Genomic DNA, 19,406 nt, shown 5'->3' with positions numbered 1-19,406 from the left:
GTGAAAAGGACCGCGTCATGCCAACCTCCCGCCACGGCGCTGCTGCCAGCCTTGCAGCAGGTTGATCAGCAGCAGCAGGACGAAAGAGATGACGAGCATCACCGTGGCGATGGCGGCCGCGCCCGTGTAGTCGAACTGCTCGAGCTTGACGATGATGAGCAGCGGCGTGATCTCGGACACCATCGGCATGTTGCCGGCGATGAACACCACCGAGCCGTACTCGCCCACCGCGCGCGCGAAGGCCAGCGCGAACCCCGTCAGCAACGCGGGCAACAGGGCCGGCAGCAGCACGCGCCGCACCGTCTGCCAGCGGCCCGCGCCCAGGCTGGCCGCGGCTTCCTCGATCTCGCGCTCGACATCCTCCAGCACCGGCTGCACCGTGCGCACCACGAAGGGCAGGCCGATGAAGATCAGCGCGATGACGATGCCCAGCGGCGTGAAGGCCACCTTCAGGCCCAGGCTCTCCATCAAGGGCTTGCCCAGCCAGCCATTGGGCGCGTACAGCGCGGTCAGTGCGATGCCGGCCACGGCCGTGGGCAAGGCGAACGGCAGGTCGACCAGCGCATCGAGGATCTTCTTGCCCGGAAAGCGGTAACGCACCAGCACCCAGGCCACGATGGCGCCGAAGACCAGATTGACGAACGCCGCCAGCAGCGAGGCGCCGAAGGTCAGCCGATAGGAGGCCACCACGCGCGGCGAGGTCACCGTCTCCCAGAAGCCGCCCCAGCCCAGGCCGGCGCTCTTGATCGGCAGCGCGGCCAGCGGGATCAGCACCAGCAGGCACAGGTACACCACCGAGTAGCCCATGGAAATACCGAAACCCGGCAGTACGCCGGGCCGGTTGCGTCGCGGGCGCGCGAGGGCTTGCGCCCCCGCCGCCGGATTGGCTGCCGTCATGGCTGCGTCTCCATCCTGTTCCCCGCGATCAGCGCTGCGGCTGGTAGACCTGGTCGAAGGTGCCGCCGTCGCTGAAGTGCTTCTTCTGCGCGGCCTGCCAGCCCCCGAAGATGGGATCGTCGATAGTGACCAGCTTCAGTTTGGGAAAGCGGTCGGCGTACTTGGCCGCCACGGTCTTGTCGGTGGGACGGTAGAAGTTGCGGGCGATGATCTCCTGCGCCTCGGGGGTGTACAGGAAGTTCAGGTAGGCCTGCGCGGCGTCGCGGGTGCCCTTTTTGTCGACGATCTTGTCCACGACGGCGACGGGCGGCTCGGCCAGGATCGACAGCGGCGGCGCGACGATGTCGAACTTGTCCGGCCCGAGTTCTTCTCGCGCCAGGAAGGCCTCGTTCTCCCAGGCCAGCAGCACGTCGCCCACGCCGCGTTCGACAAAGGTGGTGGTGGCGCCGCGCGCGCCGCTATCGAGCACCGGCACATGCTTGAGCAGGGCGCCGACGAATTCCTTGGCCTTCTCTTCGCTGCCGCCGTTCTTGTCCAGCGCGTAGGCCCAGGCGGCCAGGTAGTTCCAGCGCGCGCCGCCCGAGGTCTTCGGGTTCGGGGTGATGACCTGCACACCCTCCTTCAGCAGATCGCCCCAGTCGTGGATCTGCTTGGGGTTGCCCTTGCGCACCAGGAACACGATGGTCGAGGTATACGGCGAGCTGTTGTTGGGCAGGCGCTTCTGCCAATCGGCGGGCAGCAGGCCCTTGGCCGAAACGGCGTCGATGTCGTAGGCCAGCGCCAGCGTGACCACGTCGGCTTCCAGGCCGTCGATGACCGACCGCGCCTGGCTGCCCGAACCGCCATGCGACTGGCGGATGGTGAGCGCGACGCCCGCCTTTTCCTTGTATTGCTTGATGAAGGCATCGTCGACGGCGCGATAGAGTTCGCGCGTCGGGTCGTACGAGACGTTCAGCAGGGCCTGCGTTTTCTGCTGCGCCTGCGCCACCGGCGCGCCGGCCAGCGAGACGGCGGCCAGGGACAGCGCCGCGGTAAAAAGTCCAAGCTTGTTCAGTCGCATACTTCCGTCCGTCTTTTCGAGTTGTGAATGACTGGAGTGAAGTCTGACCGGACAGGCTTGTGAACGGAACGAATGATTTATTCGTTGTTCATCGCCATTTGAAATATGCCGCAGGCCCGATTATCCAGGGACGCAAAGGCAGATATGCAAAAAGATAATAACGACAATGCCGGCACGCGGCCGGCATTGTCAAAAACCGAAAACGACCCGGTTTACTTGTTCGGCTGCGGCGTGATGCGCAGGTACGGGCGCACGGCCTTGTAACCCTTGGGGAACTTCTCCTTGATGACCGCTTCGTCCTTCAGCGAAGGAACGATGATGACGTCATCGCCGTCTTCCCAGTTCACTGGCGTGGCCACGCTGTGGCTGTCGGTGAGCTGCAGCGAGTCGATCACGCGCAGGATCTCGTTGAAGTTGCGGCCCGTGCTGGCGGGGTACGTGATGATCAGGCGCACCTTCCGGGCCGGATCGATGATGAACACCGAACGCACCGTGGCGGTGGCGCTGGCGTTCGGGTGGATCATGTCGTACAGCTCGGACACCTTGCGGTCTTCGTCGGCCAGGATGGGAAAGTTGACCGTGGCCGACTGCGTGTCGTTGATGTCGCCGATCCATTGCTTGTGCGATTCGGCGCCGTCCACCGACAGGGCCAGCACCTTCACGTTGCGTTTGGCGAATTCATCGGCCAGCTTCGCGGTGTAGCCCAGCTCGGTGGTGCACACCGGCGTGAAGTCGGCCGGGTGCGAGAACAGCACGCCCCAGCTGCTGCCCAGGTAGTCGTAGAAGCGGATGGTGCCGGTGGAGGATTGCTGTTCGAAATCAGGGGCGGTGTCGCCCAGGCGGAGTTGCGCCATGTTGGTCTCCTGCGATCGGGTTGGGGAATGCGAATACGGTCAGGGAAATTCTTTCATCAAACCAAGGCCCGGGGAAATAGGCAACGCATATAACCTTATGCAATATCGGCCAGCAACCCGCACCGTTCGGCCACTTCGCCGCTGCGCACCGCCGACGACAGCGCGAATGCGCGCGGCAGGATATGCGCACCGTAGAACAATGCGGTGGCAAGCTTGTGACGGTAGAACGGGTCGGCGTCGGCCTGCCCCGCCAGCTTGCGCCGGCACGCCAGCGCGGCGCGCGCCATCTGCCAGCCGCCGTGCACCACGCCCGCCAGCATCAGGTAGGGCACGCTGCCCGAGAACACCGCGCGCACGTTCGAGGCGGCATGTTCCAGCACGAAGGCCACGGCATCCTGGTAGGCCTGGATGGCCTGGTCCAGGTTGTCGCGCAAGAGGCGCAGGCCCGCGCGGTCGGCCTCGTCGGCGCGGCCCACCTCGGCCTCGACGGCCTTCAGCGTGTCGCGCATCGCCGCGATGATGGCGTGCGCCGTGGCGCCGCCGTCGCGCAGCGTCTTGCGGCCCACCAGGTCGTTGGCCTGGATGGCCGTGGTGCCTTCGTAGATCGGCAGGATGCGCGCGTCGCGGTAATGCTGCGCCGCGCCGGTCTCTTCGATGAAGCCCATGCCGCCGTGCACCTGGATGCCCAGCGACGCGACCTCGACCGACGACTCGGTGGAAAAGCCCTTCACGATGGGCACCAGGTATTCGTAGAACGCGCGGTTACGGCTGCGCACTTCGGCGTCGGGATGGTGCGTACCCTTGTCGTGCGCCGCCGCGGCCACGTACGACACCGCGCGCGCGGCCTCCGTCAGCGCGCGCATCGTCAGCAGCATGCGCTGCACGTCCGGGTGATGCGCGATCGTCACCGGGCCCGGCGAACCTTCCACCGCGCGGCCCTGCACCCGTTCGCGCGCATAGGCCAGCGCCTGCTGCGTGGCGCGTTCCGACACCGCGATGCCCTGCTGCCCCACCGCATAGCGGGCCGCATTCATCATGATGAACATGTATTCCAGGCCGCGATTCTGCTCGCCGACCAGGTAGCCGATGGCGCCTTCGCCCACCTCGCCCTTGCCCGAGCCGTACAGCAGCACCGCCGTGGGGCTGCCGTGGATGCCCAGCTTGTGCTCGAGCGTGGCGCACCAGACGTCGTTGCGCTTGCCCAGCGAGCCGTCGTCGTTGACCAGGAACTTGGGCACGATGAAAAGCGAAATGCCCTTGACCCCGGCCGGCGCATCCGGCGTGCGCGCCAGCACCAGGTGGATGATGTTCTCGGCCAGATCGTGCTCGCCGTACGTGATGAAGATCTTCTGGCCGCTGATGCGGAAGCTGCCGTCGCCCTGGGGCACGGCGCGCGAGGAGACCAGCGCCAGGTCCGAGCCCGCCTGGGGTTCGGTCAGGTTCATCGTGCCGGTCCACTTGCCGCCGATCAGGTTGGGCACGTACTGGCGACGCTGCGCGTCGGTGCCCACGGTCAGCAGCGCCTCGATCACGCCGTCGGTCAGCAGCGGACACAGCGAGAACGCCAGGCTGGCGGCCTGCAGATTCTCGCTGGCCGGCGCGGCCACCAGGTGCGGCAGGCCCTGGCCGCCCCACGCCTGGGGATGCAGCAGCCCTTGCCAGCCTCCCTCGGCGTACTGGCGGAACGCCTGTGCATAGCCCGGGGTGGTGGTGACGGCGCCGTCGGTGCAGACCGGCGGCTGGCGATCGCCCTTGTCGTTCAGAGGCGCCACGACCTCGGCGACGAAACGGGCGTTTTCTTCCAGGACGGCGTCGACCAGGTCCGCGCCGAATTCCTCGAAACCGGGCAGCTTCAACACTTCGGCCAGCCCGGCCAGCTCATTCAGTACGAAACGGATGTCACGCACAGGGGGATTAAACGGGGTCACGCTCGTCTCCATTTGCGGTTGCGCCGTCGGAGGTTCGTACGGCGGCCGATGCCGCCCGGCGAACCCGCCCGCCGCGCCATTATTCAGGGATGACTCCAGATCCAATGCTACCCGCAAATTCCACAGTAATCGCGGCCCGGCGGCGGCGTCTTGCCAGCCGGGATCGGCATCCTCTAGAATGAAAATAGTTCCCATCCTCATCACTGCCCGGGCATGTACGCCGCGGACACCAGAAAGATCTCCGTGGCCTCCAACCCGCTTTCCTATCCCCAGCAGGTCGAAACGCTGTATGCCGACCATCACGGCTGGCTGCAGCGCTGGCTGCGCCACAAGCTGGGCGACGCGCATCATGCCGCCGACCTGGCGCAGGACACCTTCGTACGCATCATGGCCTCGCGCGACGCGCTGCTGGGCATCCGCGAACCACGCGCCTATCTCACCTCCACCGCCAAGTGGCTGCTGGTCGACCGCGCCCGCCGCCACGCCATCGAGCAGGCCTATCTGGCGGAACTGGCCCTGGTGGCCGAGACCCTGCCCTGCCATCCCTCGCCGGACGAGATCCTGATGGCCGTGCAGGCGCTGGAGCAGATCGGCGCGGCGCTGGATACGGTGGCCCCCCGCATGCGCGAGGCCTTCCTGCGGCACTACCTGGACGGCCAGACACACGCGGACATCGCCGCCGGCCTGGGCGTGTCCAAACGCATGGTGCAGAAGTACCTGGTGCAAGTGCTGCTGCAATGCCGCGCCCTGTGCCCGGCGCTGGGCGAGCACGCCGCATGACGGCCGCGCTGGCCCCCCGCGCGCTGGCGCCCGCCGACCGGCTGGCCGAGCAGGCCGCGCACTGGATCGTGCTGCTGACCGACGACGATGCGGCCGAGCGCGAACGCGCACGCCGCGAGTTCGAGGACTGGAAACGGTCCGACCCCCGCCATGCCGCCGCGGCCGCCGACATGGAAGCCCTGGTCGGCCGGATGATGGACCTGCGCGGCGCCGCCTCGGGCAATGCCCGTCCCGCCCGCGCCGCGCTGGACGCGGCGCTGACGCACACCGGCCAGCGCCGTCGGCGCACCCGGCGGCTGGGCACGGCCCTGGCCGTGGCGCTGGCGCTGGGCACGCTCGGATGGACCGTGCTGGGCTCCGCGCCCTTCGCCTGCCTGACGGCCGACATCCGCACGTCCGGCGGCCAATGGCAGACGCACACCCTGCCCGACGGCAGCCGCATCACCCTGAACGGCAACAGCGCCATCAACCTGCATTACGGCGGCCAGCAACGCGAGATCGAGCTGCTGCGCGGCGACGTCCTGGTGGAAGTGGCCAAGGACGCCCAGCGGCCCTTCTACGTCGACACCACGCATGGCCGCATCCGTGCGCTGGGCACCCGTTTCGTGGTCGAGCGAGAGGCCGGCGCCACGCGCCTGAGCATGATCGAGTCCAGCACGGCGGTGCAAAGCGCCGCCCAGCGGGATGCCGCCCAGCGGGACGCCGTCCGGGGGAACGCCCTCGAGGGCAGCGTGCGGGTCGACGCCGGCCAGCAGGTCCGCATCACCGCCACTTCCGTCGGCCCGGTGCGGTCCGTGGACGCCGGCGGCCTGGAACAGGCCTGGAACAAACACCAACTGGTGGTCGACGACCAGCCCCTGGACCGGGTGCTGGACGAACTGTCACGGCACAGCCGCGCCTTCATCCGCTACGACCGGCAGCAGATCGCGCACATCCGCATCAGCGCCGTACTGCCGCGCGATGACAACGCCCGCGCGCTGGCCCTGCTGCAGGCCAGCTTCCCGGCGCTGCGCGTGCGGACCTACACCCCGTATCTGGTGGTGGTGGACGTGCCCGCGGCACAAGGGCGCTGACCCATGCGGCCAGGCGGTCCCACGGCAAGCCCGTGGCACGAAGCACTCGCGCCACCACCTCGCCCCGCACGGCGCCACCCGCCTGCCGGCCATCCGCCAATGGCGCTGCAAACCCCTGGTGGCTGGCCGGCCTGAAACAATTTTCTTGCGTCCTCCGGTTCCACTTTTCGTTTCTCGTTCGTCAAGGCGTGGGAAACCCACACTCACGAGGAAACGCTCCATGCCCTCCCTGCCGTCCCACCGCCGCCTCTCGCCGACCGTCCTGGCATTGCGCGCCGCCTTCGCCACCGCCGCGCTCGCCCTGAGCCCCGCCGCCGTCACCAGCGCCCAGGCCCAGGCCCTCGCCGTGCAGTACGACATCCCGGCAGGCCCCCTGGCGCCGGCCCTGAACCGCTATGCGCAACAGTCCGGCGTGTCCATCGTCATGGACGCCAGCCGATTGCGCGGCCTGAACACCACCGGCCTGAAGGGCAGCTACGCGGTGCAGGAAGGCTTCGACCGTCTGCTGCGCGGCACGGGTTATGCCGCCGCCCGCACCGGCTCGGGCTACGTGCTGCGGCCCGCGCCGGCCGCCAGCCAGCAGGCCGTGCCGACCCTGGCGACCGTCACGACGCTGGGCAGCGCGGACACGGCACAGGCCGACGGCTATGTGGCCCAGCGCAGCAGCACCGGCACCAAGACCGACACCGCGCTGCTCGAGACGCCGCAGTCGGTCACCGTCACCACACGCCAGGAGCTGACGGACCGCAAGGTGCAATCCCTGACCGAGGCCATCGCCTACACCCCCGGCGTGCGCACCGAGCAAAGCGGCTTCGACCCGCGCTTCGACGCCTTCAGCCTGCGCGGCTTCGACGTCACCTACAACGGCATCTACCGCGACGGCCTGCGCCTGCCCGGCGCCAGCATGTCGGTGTTCAAGATCGAACCCTATGGCGTGGAAGACGTCACGGTGCTGCGCGGCCCCAGCTCGGCGCTGTACGGCCTGGGTTCGCCCGGTGGCGTGGTCAACGTCACCTCGAAGCGCCCGGTGGACGAACCCTTCGGCGAAGTCGAGCTGCAGACCGGCAACTACCAGCGCAAGCAGGGCCAGTTCGACATCGGCGGCCGCGCCGACGAAAGCGGCCAGTGGCTGTACCGCCTGACCGGGGTGGTGCGCGACGCCGGCTCGCCCAACGTGCTGGGCGGCGGCACCGACCGCATGACCTCCATCGCCCCCGCCCTGACCTGGCGGCCCGACGCGCGCACCCACGTCACGCTGCTGGCCGAATACCAGAGATCCAAGACGCCCGCGTCGCTGCCCGCCTACGCGTGGACCGGTTCGAAGCAGAACGCCCTGGGCAGCATCGGCGACTACAACGGCCAGACCCAGGAGCAATACCGCATCGGCTACGAGGCCGAACGCCAATTGAACGACACGTTCACCGTGCGGCAGAACCTGCGTTATGGCGCCGCCAACACGCACGTGCGCTACAACGACCTGGGCGAAACCGACGAGGACACCCAGACCATCAGCCGCTCCACGGGCTACGTGCACGACCGGCTGCGTTCCTTCGTGGTGGACAACCAGCTACAGGCCGATTTCGCCGCGGCGGGCATGCGCCACAAACTGCTGGCGGGCGTCGACTATTCGCAGTTGAAGCTGGACGGCGGCATCGGCTTCGGCGAAGCCTCGCCCGTGGATGCGGACACGCTGGAGCCGCTGGGCTCCACCAGCGACCCCGCCTCGACGTACTCGCGCTACAACCGCCTGCAGCGCCAGACCGGCGTGTACCTGCAGGAGCAGGCCAAGTTCGACCGCTGGATCGCCACGCTGACCGGCCGCCACGACTGGGTCACCACCCAGACCGACGACCTGCTGGCCGCCTCCACCGAAAAGGCGCAGGACCGCAAGTTCACCGGCCGCGCGGGCCTGACCTACGTGTTCGACAACGGCCTGGCCCCGTACGCCAGCTACGCCACCTCGTTCTCGCCCAACCTGGGCGCGGGCCTGGACGGCAGCGCCTTCACGCCGACCACGTCCAAGCAGATCGAAGTGGGGGTGAAGTATTCGCCGGCCGGCCAGAACGGCTACGTGGCCGCCTCGCTGTTCCAGTTGACGCAGGAGAACGGCCTGGTCACCGATCCGGAAGATCCGCTGTTCCAGGTGCAGACGGGCAAGGTCCGCTCGCGCGGCATCGAACTGGAAGGCGCGTACGAACTGCTGCGCGGCCTGAAGCTGCGCGGCGCCTATACGTACCTGGCGGCCGTGACGCGATCCGGTGACGAGGGCACCGTGGGCCGCACGCTGTCGGGCACGCCGCGCCACACCTTCTCGGTATGGGGCGACTACGCGTTCCAGCACGACACGGCGCTGGCCGGCCTGGGCCTGGGCCTGGGCGTGCGCTATACCGGCAGCAGCTGGGGCGATGCCACCAACACCTTCGGCAACGACCCGCACACATTGGTCGACGCCAAGATCAGCTACGACCTGGAGCACCTGGGCTCGCAGTTCAAGGGCTGGAGCACGCAGGTCAACGCCCGCAACCTGTTCGACCACGAGTACACGACCTGCGACGCGGGCTACTGCTACCTGGGTTCGCGCCGCACCGTCATCGCCAGCGTGAAGTACCGCTGGTAACGCGGCCGGGGTCACGGGGAGGCTGGGCGTACGTTCCGGGACGTTGCCCAGCCCGCACGGTTAAATTCTCTTACGCTGACGATTTCCTGTCTCGACAGGTCAGCAAATAGAATTCGCGCTTCCGGAGACTTCACGAAAAAGCGCCATGATTCGCCGTACCCTGCCCGCTTGTTCCACCGCCCTGGGTTTCGTCCTGCTGAGCGGTTGCGTCTACCACCCGCCCGCCAACAAGATGGACCGCTATGCCAGCAGCATGGTCGGCCAGAACCTCGCCGAGGTCACCCGGCAGTTCGGTCCCGAGGATCACCAGGGGGGGTCGGCCACCTACCCCAACATCGGCACCCCGCAGAATCCCCGCTATATGCACACCTGGAGCCGCTACGGCTCCACCCAGCACCAGCGCTTCGTGCAGACAGGCACGGCGTCGACGGGAAGCACGCTGGTCACGGTGCTGCCGGCCGGCGGCGGCCAGGCTGCCATTCCGATCTATCAGCAAAATACGGCGCCGACCGGTTATTACGCCCAGGAAGGCGAAGTCTGCCGCATGTTGTTCACCACGGATGCCAACAAGACCATCGTGTCCTATGACCTGCTGGGCGATTACTGCGACAAGCTGTTCCTGAGCGGCGGTTGAGCGGCGGCGCGGCTCGCCGACGCCCACCAAGACGCTGCCGCTTGAAACCAATGCCAGAAAGGAAACGCCCGTCCTGTTGCCAGGACGGGCGTTTCGCATGACAAAGGCGGGCCGGCCGCGATGGCCGGACTGCGCAGGCGGCTTACAGCGCCGAAGTCAGCTCGGGCACCACGGTGAAGAGGTCGCCCACCAGACCGTAGTCGGCCACGCCGAAGATCGGCGCTTCCGGGTCCTTGTTGACGGCCACGATGACCTTGGAGTCTTTCATGCCGGCCAGATGCTGGATGGCGCCGGAGATGCCGACGGCCACGTACAGCTGCGGCGCGACGATCTTGCCGGTCTGGCCGACCTGCCAGTCGTTGGGGGCATAGCCCGCGTCGACGGCGGCGCGCGAGGCGCCCAGGGCGGCGCCCAGCTTGTCGGCCAGCGGATCGAGGATCTTGAAGTTCTCGGCGCTGCCCAGGCCACGGCCGCCGGACACGACGACGCGTGCGCCAGCCAGCTCGGGGCGGTCGCTCTTGGCGACTTCGCGGCCCACGAACGAGGACTTGCCGGAATCGGCGACGGCATCCACGGCCTCGACGGCGGCGGAACCGCCTTCGGCGGCCACGGCGTCGAACGCGGTGGTGCGCACGGTGATGACCTTGACCGAGTCGGCCGACTGCACGGTGGCAATGGCGTTACCGGCGTAGATCGGGCGCTGGAAGGTGTCGGCGGACTCGACCGAGATGATGTCGGAGATCTGCGCCACATCGAGCTTGGCGGCCACGCGCGGCGCCACGTTCTTGCCCGCGGCGGTGGCCGGGAACAGGAGGTGGCTGTACGAGCTGGCCACGGCCAGCACTTGCGCGGCGACGTTCTCGGCCAGGCCATCGGCCAGTTGCGCGCCATCGGCCAGCAGCACCTTGGACACGCCAGCGATCTTGGCGGCGGCGTCGGCCACCGCCTTTGCATTGGCGCCAGCCACCAGCACGTGCACGTCGCCGCCGATCTTGGCGGCGGCGGCCACGGTGTTCAGCGTGGCCGCCTTGAGCTGGGCGTTATCGTGTTCGGCAATTACCAGGGTCGTCATGTTCACACCACCTTCGCTTCGTTCTTGAGCTTGTCCACCAGCGCGGCCACGTCGGCCACCTTGATGCCGGCCTTGCGGCCAGGAGGCTCGGAGACCTTCAGCGTCTTCAGGCGCGGAGCCGGGTCGACGCCCAGGTCCTGGGCCGTGACGGTGTCCAGCGGCTTCTTCTTGGCCTTCATGATGTTGGGCAGCGTGACGTAACGCGGCTCGTTCAGGCGCAGGTCGGTGGTGACGATGGCGGGCAGCGTCAGGGCGATGGTCTCCAGGCCGCCGTCGACTTCACGGGTGACGGTGACCTTGCCATCGGCCAGTTCGACCTTGCTGGCGAACGTGGCCTGCGGCCAGTCCAGCAGCGCGGCCAGCATCTGGCCGGTCTGGTTGGCGTCGTCATCGATGGCCTGCTTGCCCAGGATGACCAGTTGAGGCTGTTCCTTGTCGACCACCGCCTTCAGCAGCTTGGCCACGGCCAGCGGCTGGAGTTCGACGTCGGTCTGCACCAGGATGCCGCGATCGGCGCCGATGGCCATCGCGGTGCGCAGGGTTTCCTGCGCCTGCGCCACGCCGCACGACACGGCGATCACTTCCGCGGCAGCGCCTTTCTCCTTCAGGCGCGTGGCTTCTTCAACGGCGATTTCGTCGAACGGGTTCATCGACATCTTCACGTTGGCGATGTCCACGCCCGTTTGGTCCGACTTCACACGCACCTTGACGTTGTAGTCAACGACGCGCTTGACAGGAACAAGCACCTTCATCCAACAGCCTCCAAGATATGTAATTGCCCGGCGGAGCCAAGCTTGCAGTGCACAATTAATTGATTCTACAACTTTGCCAACGCGCGTATATGGGCAACCACACTGCGGCCAAGGGCAGACAGGTTGTAGCCGCCCTCCAGCGTGCTGACGATGCGCCCTTGCGCATGGCGGTCCGCCACTTCCACCAGGCGTTCGGTGACCCAGGTGTAATCCGCCTCGACCAGGCCCATCTGCGCCATGTCGTCCTCGCGGTGGGCGTCGAAGCCGGCCGAGATCAGGATCAGTTCGGGCCTGTGCGCCGCCAGGCGCGGCAGCCACTGGTCGGTGACGACGTTGCGCACCGCGGTGCCCGTGCTGTAGGCGGCCAGCGGCACGTTCAGCATGTTGGAAGCGGGATCGGCCGTACCGCTGTTCGGGAAGAACGGATGCTGGAAGAAGCTGCACATCAGCACGCGCTCGTCGCCGGCGAAGACGGCTTCGGTGCCGTTGCCGTGATGCACGTCGAAATCGACGATGGCCAGCCGCTGGATGCCGTGCACGGCCATGGCGTGCGCCGCGGCGATGGCCACGTTGTTCAGGAAGCAGAAGCCCATGGCCTGCGAGGGGCACGCATGATGGCCGGGCGGGCGCACCGCGCAGAAGGCCGTGGACGCCTCGCCCGCCAGCACCGCGTCGACCGCGGCCACCGCGGCGCCCGCGGCGTGCAGCGCGGCCTCCAGCGTGTGCGGGTTCATCAGCGTGTCGGGATCGATGGGCGTGTAGCCCTCGGTGGGCAGCTTCTCGCGCAGCATCTCGAGGTAGGACTCGGGGTGCACGCGCAGCACGTCGGCGCGCGCGGCCTCGGGCGCCTGGCGCTCATTCAGGTAGGGCATCACGCCGCTGGCCAGCAACTGGTCGGAGATCGCGTCCAGCCGCTCGGGGCATTCCGGATGCCAGCTTCCCATCTCATGCAGGCGGCATGAGGGGTGGGTAAGATACAGTGTCTCGTACGTCACGTAAGTGGTTTCCTTGCAGGCCGCACGCGCATGTCGTGCCGCCTGGAACCGGGTGCTCTTGCTTTGTTGTTCAGTGAAGGTCCGCGGCACGGGGGCGTCCTGGCCCGTGCCGGACGCGCAGGAATGCGCGGCGCCTTCGGCGGCTCCGTCACGGTCCGCCCGGCCCCAGTATAGCCACCCGACGCGCCGACGACGCCCGCTTTGCCGAACCGCCCCCGTCCCGTAAGGAGCCGCCATGGGTACCTGGTCACATCAACCGTTTGGAAACGATGCCGCGCACGACTGGGTAACCGGTATCGTCGGCGAGGGTCATCTGGCCTATCTGGAAGACACCCTGGACGCGGTCCTGGCCGATCCGGACGACGATGGGGACATCGATGCGGGCGACGCCCAGTTCGCGGTGGCGGCCGCCGAGGTGATCGCCGCCTCGCTGGGCAGAGGCACCATGCCCGCCGAGGAGTATCCCGACGCCATCGTCGCCTGGCTGGTCGCGCTGAAGGGGCAGCCCGTGAAGGCATTGCAGGCCAAGGCGGTGCAGGTCCTTGACGCCATCATCGAGCCCGGCACGTCGGAGCTGGCCGATCTCTGGGAAGAAAGCGGCGACGAGACCTGGCTGGAATCCATTGCCCGGTTGCGTGCGGCCGTCAGCGCGGGACTCGACGAACCGGCCTGAATCGCGCACCATTCCCACGCGCCGCATGCACGGCGCATCGGGCGGCAGGTCCGGCATCCAGCCGCTGCCGCCCCTCAACAGGAAGATCATGTTCATTTGTAGGCGAGTACTGCAGTTCGGCATGCTGGCGGCCCTGGCGGGTTGCGCGGCATCCAAGCCCCCCGCTCCGTCGGCATCCGCCGCGCCCCTGCCCGCCGTGCAGCCGGCCACGCCGCAGGCCAACGGCGCCATGCGCATCGGCCCCACGGCGCCGCCGCCGGAGCCCTCTTCCGTCGCCACGCCCACGGGCCAGTTGCGCCCCGAAGTCGAGGCCTACGCCCGCGAGCTGGCCGCCCGCAACGGCCTGCCGCTGGAGCGCGTCACGGCCAGCCTGAACGGCTCCACCTACAACGCCACGGTGGCCCGCCTGATCGCCCCCGCCCCGCCGGGCAAGAAGATCTGGCGCAGCTGGAACACCTATCGCGGCCGCTTCGTCGAGCCCAAGCGCATCCGCTGGGGCGTCGAGTTCTACCAGGAAAACCAGGACCTGCTGAACCGCGCGGCGCAGCAGTACGGCGTGCCCGCCCCCATCATCGCCGCCATCATCGGCGTCGAAACCCTGTACGGGCGCAACATGGGCAATTTCCGGGTGATGGACGCGCTGACCACCCTGGCCTTCGACTACCCGCAGCCCGCCAAGCCCGAGCGCATCCAGCTGTTCCGCGACCAGTTGGGCGACTTCATCGTGCTGGTGCTGGAAGGCAAGCTCGAACTGGAGACGCGCGGCTCGTTCGCCGGCGCCATCGGCATGCCGCAGTTCATGCCGGGCAGCATCCGCAACTACGCCGTGGACGGCGATGGCGACGGCCACATCGACCTGGCCAACAGCCGCGCCGACGCCATCCTGTCGGTGGGCAGCTTCCTGGCCAGGCACGGCTGGCAGCGGGGCGCGCCGGTGTTCGCGCCGGTGGTGCTGCCCGCCGACCCGTCCGGGCTGGCCACGGGCGGGCTCGAACCCACGCAGGACTGGGCCAGGCTGCAGGCGGCTGGCGCCAGGCTCGGCCCGGGCGCGGCGCCGGCCAGTTGGCAGTCCATGCCGCTGGGCGTGGTCGATCTGGTGGAGGAAGCGCGCGGCACCGTGCAATACCGCACGGGCACGCCGAATTTCTTCGCGCTGACGCAGTACAACCGCAGCTACTTCTACGCCACGGCGGTGTCCGACCTGGCGGACGCCATCGCCAGCCAGGTGCGGTACTGACGGTTGCGCTCAGGCCGGCGCGTCGAACACGCCGGTGGAGAGGTAGCGGTCGCCGCGGTCACAGACGATGAATACGATGGTGGCGTTCTCGACCCGCTGCGCCACGCGCAGCGCGGCGACCAGCGCGCCAGCCGAGGAAATGCCGCCGAAGATGCCCTCTTCGGCAGCCAGGCGGCGCGCCATGGTCTCGGCCTCGCTCTGCTCGATGGACTCGTAGGCGTCCACCCGGCTGCGGTCGAATATCTTGGGCAGATAGGCCTCGGGCCACTTGCGGATGCCGGGGATCTGCGAGCCTTCGGCCGGCTGCGCACCCACCACCTGGATGGCCGGGTTCTGCGACTTCAGGTAGGCGGACACGCCCATGATGGTGCCCGTGGTGCCCATGGCGCTGACGAAATGGGTGATCCGTCCGCCCGTCTGGGTCCACAGCTCGGGGCCGGTGCCGTCGATATGGGCCTGGGGATTGTCGGGATTGGCGAACTGGTCCAGCACCTTGCCCTTGCCTTCGGACTGCATCTCGGTGGCCAGGTCGCGGGCGTACTCCATGCCGCCCTTGTCGGCGGGCGTCAGGATCAGTTGCGCGCCATAGGCCGTCATGGCGGCGCGGCGCTCGACCGACAGGTTGTCCGGCATGATGAGGATCATGCGGTAGCCGCGCATGGCGGCCGTCATGGCCAGCGCGATGCCGGTGTTGCCGCTGGTGGCCTCGATCAGCGTGTCGCCCGGACGGATCTCGCCGCGCTGCTCGGCGCGCAGGATCATCGACAGCGCGGGGCGGTCCTTCACCGAACCGGCCGGGTTGTTGCCCTCCAGCTTGGCCAGGATGACGTTGCCGCGAGGCTGCCCGGCATCGCCGGGAATGCGTTGCAGACGAACCAGCGGCGTATTGCCGACGGTTTGCTCGATGGTGGGGTAGGTGATCGGATCCATGCGGGGCATGATAACTCCGCGGCGCAACATCGGGCGAAATGGCCGCGCTGGCGCCAGGGACACGGCGGTGGACGGCGAGCACGCGGCAAATACACGGCGTACCGTTGCCGCCCGCCGGCCAACGAGCGGCGATGACAACGATTCGGCCGCCTCCGCCGTTGCGGACGGCCATCAGACGAACAGCTTTGCAAATGCGATGAAAGCCGTTGCCACCGCAGCCCCGACCACCACCGGATACCACGCACGTTCTCGATTCATCTTGCAGGTTTCCGCGTGCAGTTTCATGCTCTCGGCAATCAGCTTTGCGATGTCCGCTTCAAGTTTGGCGATGTCCAAGGTCTTTTCCAATCTGGCTCCCTCTCGGGCTCAGGACCAGTTTTTATGCCAGTCCTGAGCCAAATTTCTGCGCGCAGGCGCAAATTAAGACCAACTCCCGCAATTCGGCCGGGGCCGGCCCGTGCTACTTGCCCGCCGCCGGCCGCCGTTGCGCGCCCGCATTCCCCGGCGCCGACGCCATCGACGGCCGGGCGGCCGAGCCGACGTCCGGCCCCACCGCAAGCCCCGCCGCCTGCAGGGCTTGCACCCGCTTCGGGCCGATGCCGCGCACGCGGTCCGACAGGTCTTCCAGGGATTCGAAGCGTCCGCCGCGCGTGCGTTCCTGCACGATGGTCCGGGCCATGCGCGGCCCCACGCCGCGCAACGTTTCGAGCTGCTCGGCGTTGGCGGTATTCACGTCCAGCGCACTGGCGGGCCACGCCGCCAGGCCCAGCGAGCCCGCCACGGCCAGCCGGCCCACCGTGCGGACAAGCAGGCGGCGCGTGGGCCGGCCGGCAGCGGGAATCCGCGCGACGAAGCGGCACGTTTCGGTATGGGGTCGCGCGATGGGTTCTTGGATAAAGGGATTCATGCGGTTCTCCTGATGCACGCGGGCGGAAGGAAGCATCCGCCCTGCCTGCATCATGTCCCCTCCCCGCCTGTCCGGGGACGGGCAGTGCATGAATATGCCCCTTCGGTTTCTACCTATGCGACATCCCGATCGAGCGGTGCGAAAGGTTCGCCCATCGGCCGCACACGCATCCCGGGCGCCAGGCGCGTCCAGGGCAGATCGGCGCTGTCGGCACGCATCGGGCCAGGCGCCTTGGCGACCAGCACCGCATGCGCCATGGGCTGGAAATCGGCGCGGAAATGCACCGAACTCTTCACCACCAGAATCTTCATGCGCTCCGGCTGGACATTGCCCGTGCGAAAGAGATTGCGGTCCAGCATCTGCGACTTGCCGGCGCTCACCACCACGCGCACTCCCCCATGGCGCAGGCAGGCGACCGGCCCGACGTCGGCCTGCACGCCGTGCATCATCGGACCGTCGAAACGGCATTTGCCGTCCCCCAGGTGCTCGACGACGAATTCGGCCGTCAGCGGTTCGTCTCCCGGCACCCCCGATCGTCCACCCAACGGCACGGTCAGGCGCTGGCCCACGCCCGCGCGGACGGCCGCCTGCACGGCGTCGGGATCCCAGAGCAGGCCCAACGCCGCATCCTGGGCATCGGCCTCTATCAAGGCCCGCAGCATGCCCGTCGTGTTCGAGTCTCCGCCCGCGCCGGGATTGTCCTGCGTATCGGCGATGACCACCGGCCGGTCCGCCTCGCGCGCCAGCGCCTGCGCCTGGCGAACCGCCTCGGCCGGCTCCAGGAACGGCACCATCCAATGCGGTTCGGCCTGGTTGACCAGCGCGGCCAGCTCCTGCGTCACCGCCTCGACCGCCCGGGGATCATCGCCATGCGCCCACACGACCGGCCCGCATCCCGGAAAATCAGCGGCCGGAAACCCTGGCGTGAAGGACATGCAGGCAACGCCCGGCCGTCTCTCCAGCGCCTCCAGCCGGGTATAGACGGATCGCGCGGGCTCGACCATCGTGCACATGCCATTGATGGGAATCAGGAACGGCAGGCGCACAGAGCGCGAGTGCAGGCGGCCACCGGCAGCCCGCACCTGTTGCAGCAAGTGAAGGGCGCGTTCGCCCGCGCCGGCCATATCCACATGCGGATACGTGCGATACGCGACCAGTCCACTGGCTTCCTCCAGCATTCGCGGCGTAACGTTGGCGTGCAGGTCCAGACTGGCCACGATCGGCATCTCCGGCCCGACGCACGCGCGCAACCGGGCCAGCAGTTCGCCCTCGCCATCGTCGTGCGCTTCCGTCACCATCGCGCCGTGCAAGTCCAGATAGATGGCGTCGTACGCGAGACGGCGGGCCGCGTCGAGAATCTCGCCGCAGATGCGCTCGAAGGCATCCTGCTCGACGTGCGCGCAGGGACTGGCGGCTGCCCAGATGACGGGCTCGACGGTGTGCCCGGCCGCCTGCGCGGCCCGGATGAAGCCGCCCGCCGGGATGTTGATGCCGGCGAACGCCAGCATGTCGGCGCCGCGCGTCATCGCGGGGAACCCTTCGCCACGCACGAAGTTGGCATAGGCTGCCCGGCTGGGCGCGAACGTATTGGTTTCGTGCTGGAAACCGGCCACGAGAATCTTCATCGGAACATCATCCTTGTTGTACGCGGGCGTGACGGGTGAACAGAATGGGCAGCACGCCCACGATCAGCAGGCCCGAGATCACGTAAAGCCCGCCGTTGAGCGACTGCGTCGCGGTCTTCACCCAGCCGATCAGCGTCGGGCTGGCAAAGCCGCCCAGCAGGCCGATACTGTTGATCAAGGCGATGCCCCCCGCCGCGGCGGGCCCCTTCAGGTGCTGCGACGGCACGGCCCAGAACACGGTGTACGCCGCCCACATCAGTGCGGTCGCCAGCACCAGCAACGCCATGGACAGAACGAAGTACTGCGGCGTGGCCAGGGCCGCGGCCAGCGACACACCGGCGACGATGGCCGGCGCGGCCACGTGCCAGCGCCGTTCGCGCAGGCGGTCCGAGCGGCGCGACAGCAGGAACATCGCGGCGATGGCGGCGACGTACGGCACCGCCGACCAGATCCCGATCTGCATGGTGTCGCGTATGCCCGCCGCCTGCAGCAGGGTGGGCAGCCAGAAGCTCACGGCATAGATGCCGCTGATCAGGCAGAAATACGGAATGGCCAGCGCGTAGATGCCAGGGTCGCGCAACACGTCACGAAACGCATGCGTGCTGTGCGTGTCCTGCCGCTGGCGCAGATCGTCCGCGAGCAACGCCCGTTCGCGGGCGGACAGCCAGTTCGCCTGTTCGGGCCGGTCGGCCAGGCCGAAGAACGCCGCCACGCCCAGCAGCACGCACGGCAGCCCTTCCAGCAGGAACATCCACTGCCAGCCGTCCAGGCCGTGCGCGCCGCTGAAACGCGTCATGATCCACGCGGACAGGGGCCCGCCGAGCATGCCGCCCAGCGGCCCGGCGCACATCACGACCGCCATGACACCCGCCATGCGCCGGCTGGAGTACCAATACGTCAGATAGAAGATCATGCCGGGCGCGAAGCCCGCCTCGAACACACCCAGCAGGAAGCGCAACGCGTAAAAGCTGTATTCGTCCCGCACGAACAGCATGCAGGCCGAAGTCAGGCCCCAGAGCACCATGATGCGGCAGATGGTCCGGCGCGCGCCCACGCGCACCAGCAGCAGATTGCTCGGGATCTCGAACAGGACGTAGCCCAGGAAGAAGATGCCGGCCCCCAGGCCATAGGCGGCATCGGACAGCCCCACGTCGGCCTGCATCTGCAACTTGGCGAAGCCGATGTTGACGCGGTCCAGGTAGGCGAACGAATAACAGAGCAGCAGCAATGGCAGCAGGCGCCAACTGATCTTGCGGTACAGGCCGGACAGGTCGGCGGCAGTGCGCGCGCCCTGCGTCCCGGACATCGAAATGCCGAGTGTCATCTGAGTTTCCCTTGTGTCGTAGTAATTGCTTGTGGCAAGGCAATGCTC

General features: G+C 68.0%; 18 protein-coding genes. 6 read left to right on the top strand and 12 right to left on the bottom strand.

Features of this window, described 5'->3' with window-relative positions; genetic code table 11:
* Positions 1 to 15 precede the first annotated feature (15 nt).
* The 4 genes from cysT to A7W11_RS07325 all read right to left on the bottom strand — a co-directional run bounded on the left by cysT (position 16) and on the right by A7W11_RS07325 (position 4,751).
* Positions 16 to 897 carry a sulfate ABC transporter permease subunit CysT gene (cysT, locus tag A7W11_RS07340; RefSeq protein ID WP_066410348.1) on the bottom strand — a complete coding sequence of 294 codons (882 nt, stop codon included), beginning with the start codon at positions 895 to 897 and terminating at the stop codon, positions 16 to 18.
* A 28-nt stretch (positions 898 to 925) separates the two neighbouring features.
* Positions 926 to 1,957, bottom strand: a complete 1,032-nt coding sequence (locus tag A7W11_RS07335; RefSeq protein ID WP_066410347.1) for a sulfate ABC transporter substrate-binding protein — start codon at positions 1,955 to 1,957, stop codon at positions 926 to 928.
* Positions 1,958 to 2,169: 212 nt separating this feature from the next.
* On the bottom strand, positions 2,170 to 2,811 hold the full coding sequence (locus tag A7W11_RS07330) for a peroxiredoxin (RefSeq protein WP_066410346.1): 642 nt from the start codon (positions 2,809 to 2,811) through the stop codon (positions 2,170 to 2,172).
* A gap of 95 nt (positions 2,812 to 2,906) precedes the next feature.
* On the bottom strand, positions 2,907 to 4,751 hold the full coding sequence (locus A7W11_RS07325) for an acyl-CoA dehydrogenase (RefSeq protein WP_066410345.1): 1,845 nt from the start codon (positions 4,749 to 4,751) through the stop codon (positions 2,907 to 2,909).
* A 225-nt stretch (positions 4,752 to 4,976) separates the two neighbouring features.
* Here A7W11_RS07325 and A7W11_RS07320 point away from each other — a divergent pair, with 225 nt between their 5' ends.
* The 4 genes from A7W11_RS07320 to A7W11_RS07305 all read left to right on the top strand — a co-directional run bounded on the left by A7W11_RS07320 (position 4,977) and on the right by A7W11_RS07305 (position 9,843).
* A complete protein-coding gene (locus tag A7W11_RS07320; RefSeq protein ID WP_066410420.1) occupies positions 4,977 to 5,519 on the top strand; it encodes a sigma-70 family RNA polymerase sigma factor in 543 nt (180 codons plus the stop codon).
* Complete coding sequence (locus tag A7W11_RS07315; RefSeq protein WP_066410344.1) at positions 5,516 to 6,592, top strand: FecR family protein; 1,077 nt, start codon at positions 5,516 to 5,518, stop codon at positions 6,590 to 6,592. The genes A7W11_RS07320 and A7W11_RS07315 overlap by 4 nt, the downstream gene beginning before the upstream one ends.
* A 220-nt stretch (positions 6,593 to 6,812) precedes the next feature.
* Complete coding sequence (locus A7W11_RS07310) at positions 6,813 to 9,209, top strand: TonB-dependent siderophore receptor (protein ID WP_066410343.1); 2,397 nt, start codon at positions 6,813 to 6,815, stop codon at positions 9,207 to 9,209.
* 145 nt (positions 9,210 to 9,354) lie between these two features.
* The gene (locus A7W11_RS07305; protein WP_066410342.1) at positions 9,355 to 9,843 is read left to right on the top strand and encodes a hypothetical protein; all 489 of its coding nucleotides are present in this window, start codon (positions 9,355 to 9,357) and stop codon (positions 9,841 to 9,843) included.
* 142 nt (positions 9,844 to 9,985) lie between these two features.
* Here the strand turns inward: A7W11_RS07305 and A7W11_RS07300 are convergent, their stop codons facing one another.
* The 3 genes from A7W11_RS07300 to A7W11_RS07290 form a co-directional block, all read right to left on the bottom strand.
* Positions 9,986 to 10,915: an electron transfer flavoprotein subunit alpha/FixB family protein gene (locus tag A7W11_RS07300; RefSeq protein ID WP_066410341.1), complete on the bottom strand. Its 930-nt coding sequence runs from the start codon at positions 10,913 to 10,915 to the stop codon at positions 9,986 to 9,988.
* A 2-nt stretch (positions 10,916 to 10,917) separates the two neighbouring features.
* Positions 10,918 to 11,667 carry an electron transfer flavoprotein subunit beta/FixA family protein gene (locus A7W11_RS07295; protein ID WP_066410340.1) on the bottom strand — a complete coding sequence of 250 codons (750 nt, stop codon included), beginning with the start codon at positions 11,665 to 11,667 and terminating at the stop codon, positions 10,918 to 10,920.
* 65 nt (positions 11,668 to 11,732) lie between these two features.
* Positions 11,733 to 12,647 carry a histone deacetylase family protein gene (locus tag A7W11_RS07290; protein WP_066410419.1) on the bottom strand — a complete coding sequence of 305 codons (915 nt, stop codon included), beginning with the start codon at positions 12,645 to 12,647 and terminating at the stop codon, positions 11,733 to 11,735.
* Positions 12,648 to 12,897: 250 nt separating this feature from the next.
* Between A7W11_RS07290 and A7W11_RS07285 the strand changes: the two genes are divergently transcribed.
* On the top strand, positions 12,898 to 13,335 hold the full coding sequence (locus A7W11_RS07285) for a DUF4259 domain-containing protein (protein ID WP_066410339.1): 438 nt from the start codon (positions 12,898 to 12,900) through the stop codon (positions 13,333 to 13,335).
* 88 nt (positions 13,336 to 13,423) lie between these two features.
* Positions 13,424 to 14,572 (top strand): lytic murein transglycosylase B, encoded by a 1,149-nt coding sequence (mltB, locus tag A7W11_RS07280; protein WP_066410418.1) that lies wholly within the window; start codon positions 13,424 to 13,426, stop codon positions 14,570 to 14,572.
* Positions 14,573 to 14,581: 9 nt separating this feature from the next.
* On the opposite strand, the gene cysM is transcribed toward mltB, so the two are convergent.
* The 5 genes from cysM to A7W11_RS07260 all read right to left on the bottom strand — a co-directional run bounded on the left by cysM (position 14,582) and on the right by A7W11_RS07260 (position 19,358).
* Positions 14,582 to 15,502 (bottom strand): cysteine synthase CysM, encoded by a 921-nt coding sequence (gene cysM / locus A7W11_RS07275; protein WP_066410417.1) that lies wholly within the window; start codon positions 15,500 to 15,502, stop codon positions 14,582 to 14,584.
* A 171-nt stretch (positions 15,503 to 15,673) separates the two neighbouring features.
* The gene (locus A7W11_RS28260) at positions 15,674 to 15,838 is read right to left on the bottom strand and encodes a hypothetical protein (protein WP_162270247.1); all 165 of its coding nucleotides are present in this window, start codon (positions 15,836 to 15,838) and stop codon (positions 15,674 to 15,676) included.
* Positions 15,839 to 15,962: 124 nt separating this feature from the next.
* Positions 15,963 to 16,409 (bottom strand): ComEA family DNA-binding protein, encoded by a 447-nt coding sequence (locus A7W11_RS07270; RefSeq protein WP_082887139.1) that lies wholly within the window; start codon positions 16,407 to 16,409, stop codon positions 15,963 to 15,965.
* Between the two features lie 113 nt (positions 16,410 to 16,522).
* Positions 16,523 to 18,034 (bottom strand): M81 family metallopeptidase, encoded by a 1,512-nt coding sequence (locus tag A7W11_RS07265; RefSeq protein ID WP_066410337.1) that lies wholly within the window; start codon positions 18,032 to 18,034, stop codon positions 16,523 to 16,525.
* A gap of 7 nt (positions 18,035 to 18,041) precedes the next feature.
* A complete protein-coding gene (locus A7W11_RS07260; RefSeq protein ID WP_412778707.1) occupies positions 18,042 to 19,358 on the bottom strand; it encodes an MFS transporter in 1,317 nt (438 codons plus the stop codon).
* Between the last annotated feature and the right edge of the window lie 48 nt (positions 19,359 to 19,406).

This window comes from Bordetella ansorpii (assembly GCF_900078315.1).
Lineage (GTDB): Bacteria > Pseudomonadota > Gammaproteobacteria > Burkholderiales > Burkholderiaceae_B > Bordetella > Bordetella ansorpii.
Note: the sequence above shows the minus strand (reverse complement) of the source record. Positions and strands in the feature narration are given on the sequence as shown.

What these genes read in the sequence shown, in the direction of transcription:
- A7W11_RS07265 (WP_066410337.1), bottom strand. Translation starts at nt 18,034, where the DNA reads ATGAAGATTCTCGTGGCCGGTTTCCAGCACGAAACCAATACGTTCGCG.
- A7W11_RS07335 (WP_066410347.1), bottom strand. Translation starts at nt 1,957, where the DNA reads ATGCGACTGAACAAGCTTGGACTTTTTACCGCGGCGCTGTCCCTGGCC.
- mltB (WP_066410418.1), top strand. Translation starts at nt 13,424, where the DNA reads ATGTTCATTTGTAGGCGAGTACTGCAGTTCGGCATGCTGGCGGCCCTG.
- A7W11_RS07285 (WP_066410339.1), top strand. Translation starts at nt 12,898, where the DNA reads ATGGGTACCTGGTCACATCAACCGTTTGGAAACGATGCCGCGCACGAC.
- cysT (WP_066410348.1), bottom strand. Translation starts at nt 897, where the DNA reads ATGACGGCAGCCAATCCGGCGGCGGGGGCGCAAGCCCTCGCGCGCCCG.
- A7W11_RS07325 (WP_066410345.1), bottom strand. Translation starts at nt 4,751, where the DNA reads ATGGAGACGAGCGTGACCCCGTTTAATCCCCCTGTGCGTGACATCCGT.
- A7W11_RS07305 (WP_066410342.1), top strand. Translation starts at nt 9,355, where the DNA reads ATGATTCGCCGTACCCTGCCCGCTTGTTCCACCGCCCTGGGTTTCGTC.
- A7W11_RS07270 (WP_082887139.1), bottom strand. Translation starts at nt 16,409, where the DNA reads ATGAATCCCTTTATCCAAGAACCCATCGCGCGACCCCATACCGAAACG.
- A7W11_RS07315 (WP_066410344.1), top strand. Translation starts at nt 5,516, where the DNA reads ATGACGGCCGCGCTGGCCCCCCGCGCGCTGGCGCCCGCCGACCGGCTG.
- A7W11_RS07330 (WP_066410346.1), bottom strand. Translation starts at nt 2,811, where the DNA reads ATGGCGCAACTCCGCCTGGGCGACACCGCCCCTGATTTCGAACAGCAA.
- A7W11_RS07300 (WP_066410341.1), bottom strand. Translation starts at nt 10,915, where the DNA reads ATGACGACCCTGGTAATTGCCGAACACGATAACGCCCAGCTCAAGGCG.
- A7W11_RS07295 (WP_066410340.1), bottom strand. Translation starts at nt 11,667, where the DNA reads ATGAAGGTGCTTGTTCCTGTCAAGCGCGTCGTTGACTACAACGTCAAG.
- A7W11_RS07310 (WP_066410343.1), top strand. Translation starts at nt 6,813, where the DNA reads ATGCCCTCCCTGCCGTCCCACCGCCGCCTCTCGCCGACCGTCCTGGCA.
- A7W11_RS07260 (WP_412778707.1), bottom strand. Translation starts at nt 19,358, where the DNA reads ATGACACTCGGCATTTCGATGTCCGGGACGCAGGGCGCGCGCACTGCC.
- cysM (WP_066410417.1), bottom strand. Translation starts at nt 15,502, where the DNA reads ATGGATCCGATCACCTACCCCACCATCGAGCAAACCGTCGGCAATACG.